Raw genomic sequence first — 17,190 nt, forward strand, 5'->3', positions numbered from 1 at the left:
TGACGGGCCGCTTACGTCCGGCCGGGAGCACCCCGGTAAGGTGCGGGACATGGCGTCTCGCAGCACTCAGATCCTCGAAGCGGCCGCCCGGGTGATCGCCCGGCGCGGGGTCCGCGGGCTGCGCGTGGAAGAACTCGCGGCCGAGGCCGGGGTGTCCACCGCCCTGATCTACTACCACTTCAAGGACCGCACCGGGGTCCTGCGCCAGACCCTGGAGTTCATCAACGACCGCGCCGAGCGGTACACCACCGACCGCGACCCCTCCGAGCCGCCGCTCTCGCCCCGCCAGGAACTGGAGGAGACCCTCCTGCTGGAGCTCCAGGACACCGTCGAGGTGCGGGAGAACAGCGCGGCGTGGGGCGAGCTGCGGGCCAGCGCCGTCTTCGACGAGGTGCTCCGCGAGGACCTCGCCCGCGCCACCCTGGTGTGGGTCCAGGAGGTCGCCGCACTGCTGGGCCAGGTCCAGCCCATGGTCCCGGCCTCGGCGCTCGCCGCCGCGGCCGAGCGGCTCACCGCGCTGCTGGAAGGGCTCAGCATGCGCTGGCTCAGCGGCGGCATCCGCATCGGCCACGCCCGCGAGCTGATGCTCGGCGCCATCGACGCCGAACTCGCCGGGCTCAAGCAGGGCTGAGCCCCCTTCGTCCCCGCCGTGAGTGACGGGGACGTTGTTCCGTCCCGTCTCTTGACTGAATTTTCAGTCAGTGTCAGAGTGAAGTTCAGACCGGCCCCGGCCGCATCCCCCGCGGACTTCCCGCGCCGCGCCTACGAGGCGCCCCGCGCCGCCGCACCCGGACGGGCGTACCCCTTCGGCCCTCCGGCACTCCGCCCCGGCGCACCACGCCACGCCGCACCACGCCACCCCCCTCCCGTCTCCGGAGGAAGGACACCATGCCCCTGACCCCCACCGAGCGTGACCGGCTGCTGCTGTTCACGACCGCCGAACTGGCCCGGGCCCGGCGCGCCCGGGGCCTGAAGCTGAACGTCCCGGAAGCCACGGCGCTGATCGCGGACGCGGTGTGCGAGGCGGCGCGCGACGGTCTCCGCCTCGCCGAGGCCCTGGAGCGCGGGCGCGCCGTACTCGGCCACGACGACGTGCTCCCGGGCGTGGCGGACATCGTCACCGAGGTCATGGTGGAGGCGGTGTTCGAGGACGGCAGCCGGCTCGCGGCCGTGAGCGACCCCTTCGGGGAGCACCCCCGCCGCGATGCCGCGCCGGGCGCGGTCCTGCCCGCAGGTGACGGCGTGGTGGCACCGGAAGCGGAGGTCACCCTCACGGTCCGCAACACCTCCGCCGTCCCGGTCAGCGTGACCTCGCACTTCCACTTCTTCGAGGCCAACCCGCGCCTCGACTTCGACCGGGCCGCGGCCTACGGGATGCGCCTGGCGGTCGCCGCGGGCTCGTCCACCCGGTTCGACCCCGGTGCCGACGTCGAGGTGGGTCTCGTACCCGTCGGCGGCGACCGGATCGCCCTCGGCTTCGCCGGTCTGGTGGACGGACCCCTGGACGCCCCCGGCGCCAGGGCAGAGGCCCTGCGCCGGGCCGCCGCCCGCGGCTACCTCGGCGCGCGCACCCCGGAAGGGACCTCCTCGTGAGCAGGCCCACGCGGCACGCCGACCACTGCGACCCCGGCAACAGCCGCCACATCGACCCGCACGAGTACGCGGCGGTGCACGGCCCCCGGGCCGGGGACCGGGTCCGGCTCGGCGACTCGGGCCTGACCGTCCGCGTCGAGTACGACGCCCAGAAGCCCGGCGACGAGTTCCTCGCGGGCTTCGGCAAGACCGCCCGCGACGGCCTGCACCTGAAGGGCGCCGCCGTCCGTGAGACCTGTGACGTGGTGATCAGCAACGTCCTCGTCATCGACGCCGTCCTCGGCATCCGGAAGGTGTCCATCGGCATCCGCGAGGGCCGCATCCACGCGATCGGCCGGGCCGGCAACCCGGACACCCTCGACGGGGTCGACGTGGTCGTCGGAACGGGTACGACGATGATCCCGGGCGAGGGTCTGATCGCCACCGCCGGGGCCGTGGACACCCACGTCCACCTGCTCTCCCCGCGCATCATGGAGGCCTCGCTCGCGAGCGGCGTGACCACGATCATCGGGCAGGAGATCGGGCCGAGCTGGGGTGTGGGCGTGAACTCGCCCTGGGCCCTGCGGCACGGGTTCAACGCGTTCGACGCCTGGCCGGTGAACATCGGCTTCCTGGCGCGCGGTTCCTCCTCGGACGCCGCTCCGCTGGTGGAGGCCCTGGCCGAGGGCGGCGCGTCGGGCTTCAAGGTGCACGAGGACATGGGCGCGCACACCCGGGCCCTGGACACGGCGCTGCGCGTGGCCGAGGAGCACGACGTGCAGGTCGCCCTGCACAGCGACGGCCTCAACGAGTGCCTGTCCGTCGAGGACACCCTGCGGGTGCTGGAAGGCCGCACCATCCACGCCTTCCACATCGAGGGCTGCGGCGGCGGGCACGTGCCCAACGTGCTGAAGATGGCGGGCGTGCCGAACGTGATCGGTTCCTCCACCAACCCGACGCTGCCCTTCGGCCGGGACGCGGTCGCCGAGCACTACGGCATGATCGTCTCCGTCCACGACCTGAAGCCGGACCTTCCCGGGGACGCGGCGATGGCCCGTGACCGGATCCGCGCGGGGACGATGGGGGCCGAGGACGTCCTGCACGACCTGGGCGCGATCGGCATCACCTCCTCCGACGCCCAGGGCATGGGCCGGGCCGGTGAGACGATCCGCCGCACCTTCGCCATGGCCGCCAAGATGAAGGGCGAGCTGGGCTCGCTGGACGGTGACGGTGAGGGCGACGACAACGCCCGTGTGCTGCGGTACATGGCGAAGCTGACGATCAACCCGGCCATCGCCCACGGCCTGGCGCACGAGATCGGCTCCATCGAGATCGGCAAGCTCGCCGACATCGTCCTGTGGCGTCCCCCGTTCTTCGGCGCCAAGCCGCAGCTGGTCCTCAAGTCCGGCTTCCCGGCCTACGGCGTCACCGGCGACCCCAACGCCGCCACCGACACCTGCGAACCCCTCGTCCTCGGCCCGCTCTTCGGAGCCCACGGCGCGGCCCCCGCCGACCTCTCGGTGGCCTTCGTCAGCCGGGCCGCCGCCGAATCGGGCTCGTTCGGCGCCCCGTACGACTCGCTCGGCACCCGCCGCCGCAGGGTCGCCGTGCGCGGCACCCGGGGCATCGGCCCCAAGGACATGGTGGGCAACGACCGCCTCGGGGCCGTGGACGTGGACCCCCGGAGCGGCCTGGTCACGCTCGACGGCGCCCCCCTGCGCTCCGGGGCCGCCGACGCGGTCTCCCTCAACCGCCTCTACTTCCTCTGACCGCACGCATGCCCTGCCTCTTGACTGAAATTTCAGTCGGGTGACAGACTCCGCCAACGCAAGAAATGAGACACCTGATGGCTGAATACCGTATGCCCGCCGAGTGGTCCGCGCACGATGGCTGTCTGATGGCCTGGCCCACCCGCCCGGACCTGTGGGGCAGCGTCCTCCCCGCCGTGAAGGAGGAGTACGCCGACGTGGCCCGCGCCATCGCCGCCTTCGAGCCCGTCACGATGGTCGCCCCTCCCGGCCACGCCGAGGACGCCCGCGCCCACTGCGGGGACACGGTCACCGTCATCGAGCTGCCCCTCGACGACTCCTGGTTCCGCGACTCCGCCCCGCTGTTCGTCCTCGACGCCCAGGGCAACCGGGCCGGGGTCGACTTCCGCTTCAACGCCTGGGGCGGCAAGCACCACCCGTGGGACTCCGACGACCGCGTCAGCGCCCTGCTGCTGGAGCACGTCGGCACCCCGCGCATCCCTTCCGACATGATCCTCGAAGGCGGCGCGATCACCGTCGACGGCGAGGGCACGCTCATCACCACCGAGCAGTGCCTGCTGCACCCCAACCGCAACCCCGGCATGAGCCGCGAGGAGATCGAGGCCGAGCTGAAGGCCCGGCTCGGGGTCACGAAGGTCATCTGGCTGCCGTACGGCGGTCTGCTCGACACCGAGACCGACGGACACGTCGACGGCGTCGCCGCCTTCGCCGCGCCCGGCACCGTCGTCATCTCCCTCCCCGAGGACCCGGCCCATCCGGACTACGCCCGGATGCGCGCCAACCGCGCCGTGCTGGAGGCCGTCACCGACGCCCGGGGCCGCCGCCTGGAGCTCGTCGAGGTCCCGCAGACCGCCTTCGCCGACCTCGCCGGCGGCGAGATCGAGGTGTCCTACCTCAACTACTACGTCGCCAACGGCGGCGTCGTCGTCCCGGTGGCCGGCCTGCCCCAGGACGAGGAGGCCCTCGCCGTGATCGCCTCCGCCCACCCCGGCCGCAAGGTCGTCGGCGTCCGGGCGCTCGCCATCGCCTTCGGCGGCGGCGGCGTCCACTGCATCACCCAGCAGGTCCCGGCCGCCCGCACCACCAGCGGCTGACCGGACCGGACCTGCCCGGCGGACCGCCCGCGCGGTCCGCCCGCTCCTCCCCGCATCCCTCACGGAAAAGAGAGCGCGACGATGACCACCCCACCACCCCGCACCGCCAGACGCCCCCGCCGCCGGCCCGCGGGCACGCGCACCGCGGCCGCCGCCACCGCGGTCCTGTCCTCCCTCGCCCTCCTCGCGGCCTGTGCGGGCCCGCCGAAGGACAGGTCCGGCGGCGTCACCGACGTCAAGCTGTCCGCCTCCACTCCGGAGGCCAAGGGCGAGATCGACTCCTTCACCTGGGCCGTCTACGCCGAACCGCCCACCCTCGACTACACGGTGGCGTTCGACTACCCGCAGAACACCGTCCTGTCCAACGTGTGCGAAAGCCTCATGCGCTGGAACCCGGACCTCACCACCGAGCCCGGTCTCGCCCGCAAGGCCTCCAACCCCGACCCCACGACCTGGGTGTACGACCTGAGGCCCGGCGTGCGCTTCCACGGCGGCGGGGAGATGACCGCCGACGACGTGGTCTTCAGCCTCGGCCGCCAGACCGACCCCGCGAACGCCGCCGCCTGGGCCCAGAACTTCCAGAACGTCGAGTCCGTCACCAAGAGCGGCCCGCTCCAGGTCACCGTCAAGCTCAAGAAGCCCGACTCCCAGTTCCCCCAGTACATGGCCACCGCCGCCGGGGTCGTCGCCTCCAAGGCCGTCGTCGAGGCCGCCGGCAAGGACTACGGCACCACCGGCGGCCTCGGCTGCACCGGCCCCTTCACCCTCGGCACCTGGAGCAAGGGCCAGTCCATCGAACTCGACCGCTTCGACGGCTACTGGGGCACCAGGGCCAAGTCCAAGAAGGCCGTCTTCCGGTTCCTGACCGACCCCTCCGCCCGCACCAACGCCATGCTCAGCGGCGAGATCGACGGCGGCTACCTCATCCCCACCGAGAGCTACGGCCGGCTGCGCGGCAGCGGCGTCGGCACCCTCTACTTCGGCGAGGGCCTGAGCACCGTCAACGTCAACGTCACCAACACCCAGGGCCCCCTGGGCGACGTCCGCGTCCGCCGCGCCCTGTCCCTGGCGCTGGACCGCACCGGCTTCGTCAAGGCCGGACTCGGCGGCGCCGGCACCGTCACCAGCTCCCTCACCACCCGCGCCGCCTGGGCCGCCGCCCCCGAGCAGACCCTCAAGACCGCCTTCGACGGACTGCCGCCCAGCGGCCAGGACGTCGAGCGGGCCAAGGCCCTCGTCAAGGAGGCCGGCGCCACCGGCAAGACCCTCACCGTCGCCACCAGCTCCATCGGCCAGGACGTCTCCCTCCTCGCCACCGCCGTACAGGCCGCCGGCACGAGCATCGGCCTCGACATCCGGCTGAAGACCATCGCCCCCAACGCCTTCACCGCGCTCTTCACCGACCCGCAGGCACGCGAGGGCATCGACATGTTCCCCCTCACCTACTACGACTCGATCACCGACCCGCTCGACCTGCTGGCGAACTTCAAGACCGGCGCCTACATGAACTTCGCCGGCCACAGCGACCCCGCGTACGACAGGCTCGTCGACGAGGCCACCGCCGCCTACGACCCGGGCAAACGGCTGGAGACCGTCGCCAGGCTCCAGCGGCAGGCCGCCGAACAGCTGCTGTGGATCCCCGTCGCCGAATGGCCCACCGCCGTGTTCCTGAACAAGCGGATCACCGGCGCCCCGACCACCATCTCGTACATGTACCACCCGTGGGCCGCCGCCGTGGGAGCCGCACAGTGAGCTTCGCCCGATTCGCGGCACGCCGGCTGGGGGAGATGGCCGCCACCCTGCTCGCCGCCTCCTTCGTGGTGTTCGGGGCCATGTACCTGGCCCCCGGCGACCCGGCCAGCTTCCTCCTCGCCGGCCGCTCGGCCTCGCCCGAAGCGCTCGCCTCCGTCAAGGCCCAGTACCACCTGGACGAGCCCTTCCTCGTACGCTACGGCCGCTGGCTCGGCGACGTCCTCCAGGGCGACTTCGGACGCTCCATCACCTACCGCACCGACGTCTCCCGCCTGCTGGCCGACCGGCTGCCCACCACCCTGCTCCTCGTCACCATGGCGCTCCTCGTGGTGGTGGCCGTCGGACTGTTCCTCGGCCGCCTCGCCGCGGTCCGCGGCGGCGCCACCGACACCGCCGTGCTCGTCACCACCACCTTCGCCGTCGGCACCCCGTCCTTCGTCGCGGCCGTCCTGCTCCAGGGCCTGTTCGCCGTCAAGCTCGGCTGGTTCCCCACCAGCGGGGCCGGAGAGGGCCTCACCGACACGCTCTGGCACCTCGCGCTCCCCGCGACCGCCCTCGCCCTCTACCTCATCGGCATGCTCGCCCGCGTCACCCGCTCCGCCATGGCCGAAGCCCTCGACAGCGACCACGTCACCGTCGCCCGCAGCCGCGGCGTACCGGAACGCCACGTCATCCGCCGGCACGTGTTCCGCAACTCCCTCGGCACCGTCCTGACCACCGGCGGCCTGATCGTCTCCACCCTCCTCGTCTGCACCGTCCTGGTGGAGACCGCCTTCAGCGTCGGCGGCATCGGCCAGCTCCTCGAACTGTCCACCAGCACCAAGGACTTCCCGACCGTCCAGGCCATCTCGCTGATCATCGTCGCCCTCTTCATGGCCGTGAACCTGGTCGTGGACCTGCTGCTCCCGCTCGTCGACCCCCGGGTCACCCTCGGCACCAGAGGGGCCGCCGTATGACCGCCGTACTGACCCGCCGCCCCGGCATCTCCAGGATCCGCGCCGCGGGCTCCCCGCTCCACCTCGCCTGCCTCGGCCTCGTCGGCCTGGTCGTCCTCGCCGCGCTCCTCGCGCCCTGGCTGGTACCCCACGACCCCAACGCCGTCGACCTGGGCAACGCCCTGGCCGGCCCCGACACCGAGCACCCCCTCGGAGCCGACGCCGCCGGCCGCGACACCCTCTCCCGGCTGCTGCTCGGCGCGCGTACCTCCCTGCTCGGCCCGCTCGGCGTCGTGGTCTTCTCCACCCTCGCCGGGGTCGCCGTCGGCACCGCCGCCGCCTGGCGCGGCGGCTGGCTCGACTCGCTGCTCTCCCGCAGCACCGAGCTGGTCTTCGCCTTCCCCGGCATGCTGCTGGCCATCCTGATCATCTCCGTGTACGGCGAAGGACTGCTCGCCCCCGTCATCGCCCTGGCCGTCGCCTACCTGCCCTACGTCAGCCGCCTCACCCGCTCCCTCGTCCTCGCCGAGGCGGCCCGCCCCTACGTGAGCGCCTACCGGGTCCAGGGCCACTCCGCCCTCCAGATCTGCCTGCGCCACGTCCTGCCCAACATCGCCCCTGTCGTCCTCGCCCAGTCCACCATCAACTTCGGCTACGCCCTGATGGACCTCGCCGGGCTGTCCTTCCTCGGCCTCGGCGTCCCCGCCCTCACCCCCGACTGGGGCCGGATGGTCTTCGACGGACAGACCGCGATCCAGCACGGCTACCCGCTGTCCGCGGTCCTGCCCTGCGCCGTCATCGTGCTGACCGTGGTCGCCTTCAACGTGGTGGGCGAACGCTGGGCCGACCGCGTCGCCAGGAGAGACCGATGAACACCCCCGCAAGCACCCCCGCGACCACCCCCGAGCACGCCCTCGACGTCAGCGGGCTGCGGGTCACCCTCCCCGGCACCGCCCGGCCCGTCCTCGACGGGATCGACCTCACCGTCGCCCGCGGCGAGACCGTCGCCCTCGTCGGCGAGTCCGGCTCCGGCAAGAGCATCACCTCCCGCAGCGCCCTGGGACTGCTGCCGCCCGGCGCCCGCGCCGAAGGGGCCGTACGGGTCTGCGGGCGCGACGTGCTCGCCATGACCCCGGCCGAGCTGGGCGGCGTACGGGCCGGCACGGCCGCCATGGTCTTCCAGGACCCGCGCGCCGCCGTCAACCCCCTGCGCCGCGTCGGCGACTTCCTCACCGAGAGCGTCCTCCTCAACGGGACGCTCGGCCGGCCCGCCGCCACCGCCCGCGCCACGGAACTGCTGCGGGCCGTCGGCCTGGACGAGTCCGTCCTGCGCAGGTACCCCGGCCAGGTCTCCGGCGGCATGCTCCAGCGCGTCGTGATCGCCGCCGCCCTCATGGGCGACCCCGCCCTCCTGCTGGCCGACGAACCGACCACCGCCCTCGACGTCACCAGCCAGGCCGAGGTGATCTCCCTCCTCGCGTCGCTGCGCGCACGCTTCGGGACCGGGCTGCTGTTCGTCACCCACGACCTCGACCTCGCCGCCGCCATCAGCGACCGGGTCTACGTCATGTACGCCGGGCGGATCGCCGAGACCGGACCCGCCGAGGCCCTCTTCGCCCGGCCGCGGCACCCGTACACCGCCGCCCTGCTCGCCTCCACCCCGCGCATGGACGGCCCCCGCGGAAGGCTCGCCGCCATCGACGGCCGCCCGCCCGACCTGCGCGAGGAGCTGCCCGGCTGCGGCTTCGCCGCCCGCTGCCCGCTCGCCACGGAGATCTGCGACCACCGCGCCCCGCACCCGGCGTCCGCACCCGGCCGGCCGGACCACCGGGCCGCCTGCCACCACAGCGACCGGCTCGAAGGGAGCACCGCCGATGCCCGATAGCCCCGCCGCCACCCCGCACCTGCTGGAAGTCCGGGGCCTGCACCGCACCTTCGGCTCCGTCCGCGCCGTGGACGACGTGTCCTTCGCCCTGCCCGAGGGCGGATCGCTGGGCGTGGTGGGCGAGTCCGGCTCGGGCAAGACCACCACCGCCCGCATCGTCGTCGGCCTGGAGCGGGCCGACGCGGGCGAGGTCCTCGTACGCGGCCTGACCCGGCCCGGCCGCACCCGCGGCAGGGCCGCCCGGCTGGCCCGGGCCCGGCAGGTGCAGATGGTCTTCCAGGACCCGTACCTCTCGCTCGACCCGCGGACCCCGGTCGGGGCCGCCCTGCGCGAGACCCTCGCCCTCCACTTCCCCGGCCGCGACCACACCGCGCGGGTACGGGAACTGCTCGACCAGGTCGGCCTGGGCGCCCGGGCCACCGAGGCCCGGCCCCGGCAGCTCTCCGGCGGGCAGCGCCAGCGGGTGGCCATCGCCCGCGCGCTGGCCGTCGAGCCGGCCGTACTCGTCCTGGACGAGGCCGTCGCCGCCCTCGACGTCTCCGTCCAGGCGCAGATCCTCAACCTGCTCGCCGACATCAGGGAGGAGACCGGGATCGGGTACCTGTTCATCACCCACGACCTCGGCGTCGTCCGGTCCGTCACCGACGAGATCGTGGTGATGCGCCGGGGAGCCGTGGTCGAGAGCGGGCCGACGCAGGAGGTCCTCGCCGCGCCCCGGCACCCGTACACCCGGCTGCTGCTGGACTCCGTCCCCCGGCCGGGCTGGGACCCGGACGCCATCGCCGGGGCCCGGCGGGCGCTGTAGGACGGGGCGGCTCAGGACCCGGCGGCGAGCGTGCGGAGCAGCGTACGCAGCACCGGGCCCGGGTCGACCTCGGCACCCAGCGACTCCACGGCGGCCAGGCCGTCGACGGCGGCAGCCACGGCCTCGCCCAGCAGGCGCGGGTCGACGCCCCCGCCCCGCTCCTCGGCGAGCACCTCGAACAGGGCGGTGAAACAGCCCCGCCAGCGCCGGTACTCGGCCTCCAGGGACGCGCGGACCCGGGAGTCGTTCAGGGCGTGCCAGTGCAGCGCCGAGTGGAGGTGGGAGAGTTCCGTGCCCTCGGGCCGGGAGAGCAGCCCGACCACCCGCTCGGCCCGCTCGGCGAAGGACCCCGGCGCCGCGACGGCCTCCTCCAGCGGGAGGATCCACTCGGGGCGCATGTCCGCGACGACCGCGAGGACCAGATCGGTCCGGTCCTGGAAGTGGTAGTGGCACATCCCGTGCGACACGCCGCTGAGGGCCGCCACGTTCCGGGTGGTGAAGCGCTCGCTCATACCGCCCGCGAGGAGGGTCCGCGCGGCTGCGATCAGCCGTGCCCGGGTCTGCTCGCCCTTGGCCGAGACCCGGGTACGGCCCGCGCCCGCCCCCGCCGGCGCGGGGGGCGGGGAGAGGTCCGGGGAGTCCTTCGCGGAAGCAGCCATGGCGTCACTCTAGTCAGCCTCCCGCACCCCACCTGCGCCTTTCCCGGAACCTCCGGAACGGTCCTGCCAGAACTATTGACCGAGCGCTTGGCCAGTTTTAGCTTTCCGGTCAACCCCGCACCGCCGCGGGGGAGTCGGAGAGCCGAAGGAGATCCCCATGAGCGACCACGCAGCCGGTCCGCCCCGCCCGGGCATGGACAGGCGCCGCTTCCTCACGGCCGCGGGCCTCGCCGCCGCCGGCGCCGCCGTCACCGCCGCCGCACCGGCGTCGGCCCGGCCCGCCGCCCGTCCGGCCGCCGCGGGCGCCTTCCGCGTCCCGATCGAGGACGTACGCCACACCCGCACCTGGATGGCCTGGCCGGACAGCACCGCGATCTGGGGGAGCAAGCTCTCCGGCGTCCAGTCGGACATCGCCCTGATCGCCCGCACCATCGCCAAGTACGAGCCGGTCCACCTGTGCGCCAACTCCGGCAGTGCCGCCCGCGCCCGCTCGCTGTGCGGCCCCACCGTCACCGTCCTCACCTCCATCCCCGTCGACGACTGCTGGATGCGCGACTCCGGCCCGGTCTTCCGTACGGACGGGGCCGGCGGCCTGGACGCGGTCGGCCTGAACTTCAACGGCTGGGGCAACCGCCAGGCCCACGCCAAGGACGCCCTGGTCGCCGGGCGCGTCGCCGCCTACACCGGGGTCCCGTTCACCAGCGCGGCCCTGGTCGGCGAGGGCGGCGCCGTCGAGCAGGACGGCGCGGGAACCCTCATGGCCACCCGCAGCAGCCTGGTCAACGGCAACCGCAACCCGGGGATGTCGCAGGCGCAGATCGAGGCCGCGCTGTGCACCGCGTACGGCGCCTCCAAGGTCATCTGGTTCGACGGCGTCCGCGGCCAGGACATCACCGACGACCACGTCGACGCGACCTCCCGCTTCCTGGCGCCCGGCAGGGCCCTGGTCCAGATGCCGCTCGCCACGGACACCGACGCCTACGCCAAGGACGCCCGGCAGCAGTACCAGATCCTGTCCGCGGCGACCGCCGCGAACGGCACCCGCATCTCGGCGGACCAGCTCCGGGGCCCCGACTACTACAAGATCCGCTCGACCAACCCGGACTTCCTCGCCTCCTACGCCAACTACTACGTCTGCAACGGCGCGGTGATCTCCGGCCAGTTCGGCGACACCCGCGCGGACACGGCCGCCCGGGCCACCCTCGCCCGGCTCTTCCCCGGCCGCGTCGTCGAGCAGCTCAACATCGACCGCCTCGGCACCGGCGGGGGCGGCATCCACTGCGTCACCCAGCAGCAGCCGGCCGCGTAACCCGCCGGCGACCTGCCCGGCCGGCGCCCGCCGGGGTGCGGCCGGGCGGGTACCGGGGCCACCGCGTCACCGCCCCTCAGTAGCGCAGGGCCGTACCGGTCTCCGCCCGCACCGTGCCGGACAGCCCGTGCGTACTGCGCGCCGTGCCCGTCCCCGTACCGTGGCCGGCGACGTCCGTGACCGTGACCACCACGGTGTCGAGGAGCTTGCCGCCCTCGTCCTTGAACTCGACCTGCACCGCGAAGGACTTCTGCTCCCCGTCGGTGTTCCGTACGGTCACGGGAACCGTCGTACGGCCCTCCGCGTCCGTGGCGACCGGGCCCAGGGACACCTGGCCCGAGGCGTCCACCCCGTCCTTCACCCCGGCGAGCTTGTCCTTGGCGACCGCCGCGGCGGACTCCGCGGCCCGCGCGGCGTCGGCTGCGGCGGACGAGACCGCCTCGCCGGCCGACTTCACCGCCGCCGCTGCGCTCGACACCGCACCGGAGGGGGTGCCGCCGCCGTCCGAACAGCCCGCGGCACCGAACGCCAGCACCACCAGCACCGCGCCACCCGCCGCACCACGCGCCCACGCGAACGCCGCCATCATGCCTCCCAACCTGTTCCGGGCCTCCCAGTCAACGCCCCCAAGGCGCGGACGCCCACCGCAGGAGGCAACCGGGTGACGCGCGGCTACGCCGGCAGGGCGCGGGCGAGCGCCGTCATCACGATCCTGGTCTTGGTGTCGCCGGTCGGGGGAAGGGCGAGGCCGCGTGCGCGCAGGGCCCCTTCGAGCAGGTCCTGGGCGTCCGCCGCGTCCTCCACGTCCGCGCGTACCGAGACCTCCAGGAACCGCAGCCCGCCCTCGGTGGTCCACTCCTCGACGGCCACCGCCCGGGGCAGCTCCTCCCACTCCTGCTTCCACTTGACTGCGTGCACCGGCCCCAGCGCCGTCAGCCCGCCGAGCCCTCCGTCCGCCGGCCCGGCGGCGCCCAGCAGCTCCAGCTGCTCCTCCACCAGCAGCCGGCCGGGCGAGCCGGGGTCGAGGGAGGCCGCGAAGCCCACCCCGGCCTGCAGCGAGGCCGCCACCACGGGCTTGAACGCGGGCGCCGCCCGGTCCTCCTCGATCCGGTACTCCCAGTCCTCGCCCTCCCGCCCCTCCAGCCAGCGCGGCGGCAGCCCGGGACACGGACGCAGCTTGACCGTGACGTCCGCCTCCTCCTTCGAGCCGTGCCCCTCCCGGTCCCGGCGCAGCCGCAGGATGACGCCGTGCTCCAGGAGCGGCAGGTCCACCTCCGCCCCGGAGGTCCTCACGGGCCTGTCCCAGAAGTGGACGGACCGGCGCCGGCCCTCGTCGCGGTCGAGACCGAGGGCGTCGAACGCCGCCGCGGCCTCCGTCCCGGCAAAGCTGACCTTGATCTCGGCGGCCTCGGCCGTGGGGGGCTGCGTCATGCTGCCGTTATCGCCCGAAGACACCCGGGGTCCGGCGGGCCACACCGCCGGACCCCGGGATTCACCCGAGTGCCGCACACCCGGTGCCGCGAACGGCCGCCGGGCTGTGGATCGGCTGTGAAAGGGTGTTCCGCGGGGGGTGTGGTACGGGTGGTGTGCCAACAAGTTCTATATTCGTACGAAGCATCCACGCGCGGCCCGGCTGCGGAGATTCAGGGGGGTACGACCGCGATGGCCGAGACCGACGCCGCCGGCAGCGCACGGGCGAAGTCCCGGACGGCCCGCAAAGCACGCCGCAAGACCCGCAACCGCAAGCGCCTGGGCATAGCCGGCGCCGTCCTCGTCGTCGGCGGGGCCGCCACCGCGTTCGCGGTCGGGTTCTCGGGCTCCTCCGACGCCCAGCGCGACGCGCGCCTCGCGGCCCCGGCGGGCGCGGGCGGCGTGACCGGCGGCCCGGGCTTCGGCAAGGGGCCGAAGCCGAACTGGGACGGCAAGGTCGAGGTGCTGGGCGACGGCTCCACCTCCTACACGGGGCCGCAGCCGGGACAGCTCAAGCCCGAGAAGCTGAAGCCGGGCGAGAAGCCGCCGCAGTTCGTCGTCTTCTCCTGGGACGGCGCCCTGGAGGGCGACGACCACCTCTTCTCGCACTTCCGCCAGGTGGCCAAGCAGAACAAGGCTCACATGACCTTCTTCCTCACGGGCATCTACCTCCTGCCCGACGCGAAGAAGAACCTCTACCGCCCGCCGCAGCACGGCCAGGGCTCGGCCGCCATCTCGTACCCGACCGCCCCGCACGTGAAGACCACGCTCCAGCAGCTGCGCGGGGCCTGGACCGACGGCAACGAGATCGGCTCCCACTTCAACGGGCACTTCTGCGGGCCCAAGGGCGGCGGGGACTGGAGCCCCGAGGAGTGGAAGAGCGAGATCGACCAGGCGTACGGCTTCATGAAGGCCTGGAAGACCAACACCGGCTTCAGCACCGAGGCGCCCCTGCCCTTCGACCCGGACCGGGAGGTGGTCGGCGGCCGCGCGCCCTGCCTGGAGGGGCAGAAGAACCTGATCACCGCGATCAAGCCGTACGGCTGGCGCTACGACGCGAGCTCCTCGGGCGACTTCCAGCTGTGGCCGTCCAAGATCGACGGCATCTGGAACTTCCCCCTCCAGCTGGTCCCGCTCCAGGGCAAGGAGGTGCAGGTGCTCTCCATGGACTTCAACTTCCTCTACAACCAGTCCGGCGACAGCACCCAGGGCGACCCGGCGAAGTTCCCCGCGTGGCGGGACCAGGTCCGCGGCTCCTACATGAACGGCTTCAACCGCGTCTACAACGGCAGCCGGGCCCCGATGTTCATCGGCAACCACTTCGAGGACTGGAACGGCGGCATCTACATGAAGGCCGTCGAGGACGTGATGAAGGACGTCTGCAACCGCCAGGACGTGCGCTGTGCCTCGTTCCGCGAGGTGGCGGACTGGATGGACGCCCAGGACCCCAAGGTCCTGGCCCAGCTGCGGATGCTCGACCCGGCGCAGGCGCCGGACTGGAAGGCGGTCGTCAAGTAGGACCGCGGGACGCGGAAGGCGCAGGGGCCGGGCGGCACACGCCACCCGGCCCCTCCGTCGTGTCCGGTCCCTGCGCCGTTCCCGGCGCCCGGGCCGTTTCCGTCCGCTTCCGGGCCCCGGCTACTTCACGGCCTTGGCGTAGTCGGCCCACAGGTCGACCGCCCGCGCGCTGCCGGGCCTGGTGGGGGCGTCGCCGCCCAGCCCGGTCAGCGGCAGCGGGATCAGGTCCAGCAGCGACATCCGGTAGACCACCACCGCCGTGGTCTCCTGCGCGGTGCTCCCGACGAACCAGCCGGCCGTGTTCGCCGAGGTCGTGCCCGTCTTGCCCGCCGCGCCCGGCTGCGCCTTGGCGGCGGACTTCGCCGAACCCTCGCTGACGGCCGAGCGCAGGGCCTCCGTCACCGTGCGGGCGGTCTTCTGCGACATCGCCTTGACCGCCTTCGGCGGGTCCAGCGGCACGGCGGCGCCGGCCCGGGTGGCCGAGCGCACCGAGTAGGGGTCGGTGTGCATGCCGTCCGCCGCGAAGGTCTGGTAGGCGCCGGCGATCCGGATCGCGCTGGGCTTGGAGTTCTCCCCGAGGGCGAAGGTGGGGATCCGCGGCCCGAGGCTCGACGGGAGCAGCCCGGAACGCTCGGCGTAGGCCTCCACCCTGTCGACCCCGACGTCGATGCCGAGCTGGAGCATGGGGGTGTTGACCGAGTTGGCGACCGCCTGCTGGAGGGTGATCTGCCCCCAGCTGCGGTCGCCCTCGTTGTGCCCCTTGAGCACCTTCCCGCTGCGGTCCCAGTACGGGCCCTCGGGCGTCTGCACCGTCGCCTGGTCGTTGCCGTCGTACATGCTGGAGGACGAGACGGGCGTACGGGCCTGGCCGCGCGTGCGCACCACGCCGTCCTCCAGCGCGGCGGCGTAGACGAAGGGCGTGAACACCGTCCCGGCCGGGATCGTGGTCGCGTTCGCCTCGTTGAAGCCCTGCTTCAGGTAGTCGGGGCCGCCGTAGACGGCCAGCAGCCGGCCGTCGCGGGCGACGCTGGCCGCACCGACCTTCGCGAACTTGTCGGTGTCGGGCCGCTTCTCGGGGTCGAAGTCCTTCTGCGCCTGCTGGACCGCGGCGGTCAGCGCCGCCATCCGGTTCTTGTCGAAGGTCGTGTAGATCTGGTAGCCGCCGAGGTCGAAGTCGGACTCCTTCAGGTGCCCGGCCTTGATCGCGTACGCCTTGGCCATCTCCACCAGATAGCCGTTCTGCGCTCCGGGCATGCCCACCAGGGAGGCGTCCGAGGGCTCCGGGAACTTCGTGTAGGTCGCGCGCTCGGCGGCGGAGAGCCGGCCGGTCTCCACCATGCGGTCCAGGATCCAGCTCCAGCGCTCGACGGCGCGGGCGTGGTTCTCCTTGCCGAGCGAGGGGTCGAACAGGCCGGCCCCCTTGAGGAGCGAGGCCAGGAAGGCGCCCTCGCTGGCGTTCAGCTGCGAGACGTCCTTGCCGTAGTACGCCTGGGACGCGCGCTGGATGCCGTAGGTGCCGCGCCCGAACCAGCTGGTGTTGAGGTAGTCCTCGAGGATCTGCTTCTTGCCCGCGCGGCTGTCCAGCTTCACGGCGAGCAGCAGCTCCGTGAACTTCCGGGACAGGGTGCGGTCCTGGTTGAGGTAGGCGTTCTTCACGTACTGCTGCGTGATGGTGGACCCGCCCTGGGTCTCACCGCCCGTCAGCGCGGCGCGCACGGCGCGCAGCACGCCGGAGGGCGAGACGCCGGGATCGGAGTAGAAGCTGGCGTTCTCGGCCGCCAGGACGGCCCCCTGGACCTTCTTGGGTACCTTCTCCAGCGGCATCTCCTGGCGCTGGACCCAGCCCGTGCGGGCCATCGTGGACCCGTCGGACCAGTAGTAGACATTGTCCTGCTGTGTCGCGAAAGAGTTGAGGTCATCGGGTATGTCCGTTGTGGCGTACGCGATTCCGACGAAGCCGACCATGCCGACGAACAGGTACAGAACGGCTCCGAGCCACTGGCGGCCCGAGGGTATCCACCTGCGCCAGCCGCTGCGCCCCGGCCGCGGGTACGCCGGACGCAGGCGCCGCAGCGCCGGGCGCGCCTTGGCCACGACCGGGCCGAGGACCGGCGCGAGGCGGCTCGCCAGGCCGGAACCGGAAGCCGCCCGGCGGCTCCCGGACTTCCTGCGGCGGCCGGCGGGGGCCGTGCCGGTGCCCTTCGGGGCCGCGCGCCTGCCCCGTGATCGCCCTCTCGAGGACATGTCCTGCCTGCTCACTCCGTATGCCCCCCGTACTCCGCTGCCACGTACACCCTAGATGCATTTCCTGTGAAGACGATGAGGAGGTGGTGGGAACCGGAGCGCCGTCCGGGCGCGTCTCGCGATGCGGAAGCGGAGTCGTGGCGGCCGGCTTGCGGAACGATCATTGCCGGGCAACCGG

15 protein-coding genes are annotated in these 17,190 nt (G+C 73.1%); 11 read left to right on the plus strand and 4 right to left on the minus strand.

Translation table 11 applies throughout. From position 1 onward, the window contains the following. Positions 1 to 49: 49 nt before the first annotated feature. The 9 genes from D1J60_RS31170 (at position 50) to D1J60_RS31210 (ending at position 9,812) form a co-directional block, all read left to right on the plus strand. Positions 50 to 631, plus strand: a complete 582-nt coding sequence (locus D1J60_RS31170; protein WP_185899817.1) for a TetR/AcrR family transcriptional regulator — start codon at positions 50 to 52, stop codon at positions 629 to 631. A gap of 257 nt (positions 632 to 888) precedes the next feature. After that, positions 889 to 1,593 (plus strand): urease subunit gamma, encoded by a 705-nt coding sequence (gene ureA / locus D1J60_RS31175; protein ID WP_125823404.1) that lies wholly within the window; start codon positions 889 to 891, stop codon positions 1,591 to 1,593. Continuing rightward, positions 1,590 to 3,341: an urease subunit alpha gene (locus D1J60_RS31180; RefSeq protein ID WP_241253458.1), complete on the plus strand. Its 1,752-nt coding sequence runs from the start codon at positions 1,590 to 1,592 to the stop codon at positions 3,339 to 3,341. Before ureA ends, D1J60_RS31180 begins: the two co-directional genes overlap by 4 nt. 77 nt (positions 3,342 to 3,418) lie before the next feature. Continuing rightward, the gene (locus D1J60_RS31185) at positions 3,419 to 4,435 is read left to right on the plus strand and encodes an agmatine deiminase family protein (RefSeq protein ID WP_125823405.1); all 1,017 of its coding nucleotides are present in this window, start codon (positions 3,419 to 3,421) and stop codon (positions 4,433 to 4,435) included. A gap of 81 nt (positions 4,436 to 4,516) precedes the next feature. Further along, positions 4,517 to 6,187 (plus strand): ABC transporter substrate-binding protein, encoded by a 1,671-nt coding sequence (locus D1J60_RS31190; RefSeq protein ID WP_125823406.1) that lies wholly within the window; start codon positions 4,517 to 4,519, stop codon positions 6,185 to 6,187. Then, entirely contained in the window at positions 6,184 to 7,143 is a 960-nt protein-coding gene (locus D1J60_RS31195) for an ABC transporter permease (protein ID WP_125595945.1), read from the plus strand. The genes D1J60_RS31190 and D1J60_RS31195 overlap by 4 nt, the downstream gene beginning before the upstream one ends. Then, entirely contained in the window at positions 7,140 to 7,994 is an 855-nt protein-coding gene (locus D1J60_RS31200) for an ABC transporter permease (protein ID WP_125823407.1), read from the plus strand. The genes D1J60_RS31195 and D1J60_RS31200 overlap by 4 nt, the downstream gene beginning before the upstream one ends. Further along, on the plus strand, positions 7,991 to 9,007 hold the full coding sequence (locus tag D1J60_RS31205; protein WP_125823408.1) for an ABC transporter ATP-binding protein: 1,017 nt from the start codon (positions 7,991 to 7,993) through the stop codon (positions 9,005 to 9,007). Before D1J60_RS31200 ends, D1J60_RS31205 begins: the two co-directional genes overlap by 4 nt. Continuing rightward, positions 8,997 to 9,812, plus strand: coding sequence for an ABC transporter ATP-binding protein (locus D1J60_RS31210; protein WP_125823409.1), 816 nt, complete (start codon positions 8,997 to 8,999; stop codon positions 9,810 to 9,812). The genes D1J60_RS31205 and D1J60_RS31210 overlap by 11 nt, the downstream gene beginning before the upstream one ends. Before the next feature lie 11 nt (positions 9,813 to 9,823). Here the strand turns inward: D1J60_RS31210 and D1J60_RS31215 are convergent, their stop codons facing one another. Then, entirely contained in the window at positions 9,824 to 10,471 is a 648-nt protein-coding gene (locus tag D1J60_RS31215; protein ID WP_125823410.1) for a TetR/AcrR family transcriptional regulator, read from the minus strand. A gap of 157 nt (positions 10,472 to 10,628) precedes the next feature. Here D1J60_RS31215 and D1J60_RS31220 point away from each other — a divergent pair, with 157 nt between their 5' ends. Continuing rightward, positions 10,629 to 11,780 (plus strand): agmatine deiminase family protein, encoded by a 1,152-nt coding sequence (locus D1J60_RS31220; protein WP_125823411.1) that lies wholly within the window; start codon positions 10,629 to 10,631, stop codon positions 11,778 to 11,780. 76 nt (positions 11,781 to 11,856) lie between these two features. On the opposite strand, the gene D1J60_RS31225 is transcribed toward D1J60_RS31220, so the two are convergent. Both D1J60_RS31225 and D1J60_RS31230 read right to left on the minus strand, forming a co-directional pair. Beyond that, positions 11,857 to 12,369 (minus strand): hypothetical protein, encoded by a 513-nt coding sequence (locus tag D1J60_RS31225; protein ID WP_241253459.1) that lies wholly within the window; start codon positions 12,367 to 12,369, stop codon positions 11,857 to 11,859. Between the two features lie 83 nt (positions 12,370 to 12,452). Further along, the gene (locus D1J60_RS31230; RefSeq protein ID WP_125823412.1) at positions 12,453 to 13,211 is read right to left on the minus strand and encodes a hypothetical protein; all 759 of its coding nucleotides are present in this window, start codon (positions 13,209 to 13,211) and stop codon (positions 12,453 to 12,455) included. 231 nt (positions 13,212 to 13,442) lie between these two features. Between D1J60_RS31230 and D1J60_RS31235 the strand changes: the two genes are divergently transcribed. Further along, on the plus strand, positions 13,443 to 14,768 hold the full coding sequence (locus D1J60_RS31235; RefSeq protein ID WP_125595966.1) for a hypothetical protein: 1,326 nt from the start codon (positions 13,443 to 13,445) through the stop codon (positions 14,766 to 14,768). A gap of 120 nt (positions 14,769 to 14,888) precedes the next feature. On the opposite strand, the gene D1J60_RS31240 is transcribed toward D1J60_RS31235, so the two are convergent. Beyond that, entirely contained in the window at positions 14,889 to 17,012 is a 2,124-nt protein-coding gene (locus D1J60_RS31240; RefSeq protein ID WP_125823413.1) for a transglycosylase domain-containing protein, read from the minus strand. Between the last annotated feature and the right edge of the window lie 178 nt (positions 17,013 to 17,190).

It is taken from the genome of Streptomyces sp. W1SF4, from assembly GCF_003950035.1.
GTDB classification, from domain to species: Bacteria; Actinomycetota; Actinomycetes; order Streptomycetales; family Streptomycetaceae; genus Streptomyces; species Streptomyces racemochromogenes.

Excerpts from the sequence above, each read along its gene's own strand:
- D1J60_RS31170 (WP_185899817.1), top strand. The coding sequence starts at position 50 with ATGGCGTCTCGCAGCACTCAGATCCTCGAAGCGGCCGCCCGGGTGATC.
- ureA (WP_125823404.1), top strand. The coding sequence starts at position 889 with ATGCCCCTGACCCCCACCGAGCGTGACCGGCTGCTGCTGTTCACGACC.
- D1J60_RS31185 (WP_125823405.1), top strand. The coding sequence starts at position 3,419 with ATGGCTGAATACCGTATGCCCGCCGAGTGGTCCGCGCACGATGGCTGT.
- D1J60_RS31190 (WP_125823406.1), top strand. The coding sequence starts at position 4,517 with ATGACCACCCCACCACCCCGCACCGCCAGACGCCCCCGCCGCCGGCCC.
- D1J60_RS31200 (WP_125823407.1), top strand. The coding sequence starts at position 7,140 with ATGACCGCCGTACTGACCCGCCGCCCCGGCATCTCCAGGATCCGCGCC.
- D1J60_RS31205 (WP_125823408.1), top strand. The coding sequence starts at position 7,991 with ATGAACACCCCCGCAAGCACCCCCGCGACCACCCCCGAGCACGCCCTC.
- D1J60_RS31210 (WP_125823409.1), top strand. The coding sequence starts at position 8,997 with ATGCCCGATAGCCCCGCCGCCACCCCGCACCTGCTGGAAGTCCGGGGC.
- D1J60_RS31215 (WP_125823410.1), bottom strand. The coding sequence starts at position 10,471 with ATGGCTGCTTCCGCGAAGGACTCCCCGGACCTCTCCCCGCCCCCCGCG.
- D1J60_RS31220 (WP_125823411.1), top strand. The coding sequence starts at position 10,629 with ATGAGCGACCACGCAGCCGGTCCGCCCCGCCCGGGCATGGACAGGCGC.
- D1J60_RS31225 (WP_241253459.1), bottom strand. The coding sequence starts at position 12,369 with ATGATGGCGGCGTTCGCGTGGGCGCGTGGTGCGGCGGGTGGCGCGGTG.
- D1J60_RS31230 (WP_125823412.1), bottom strand. The coding sequence starts at position 13,211 with ATGACGCAGCCCCCCACGGCCGAGGCCGCCGAGATCAAGGTCAGCTTT.
- D1J60_RS31235 (WP_125595966.1), top strand. The coding sequence starts at position 13,443 with ATGGCCGAGACCGACGCCGCCGGCAGCGCACGGGCGAAGTCCCGGACG.
- D1J60_RS31240 (WP_125823413.1), bottom strand. The coding sequence starts at position 17,012 with ATGTCCTCGAGAGGGCGATCACGGGGCAGGCGCGCGGCCCCGAAGGGC.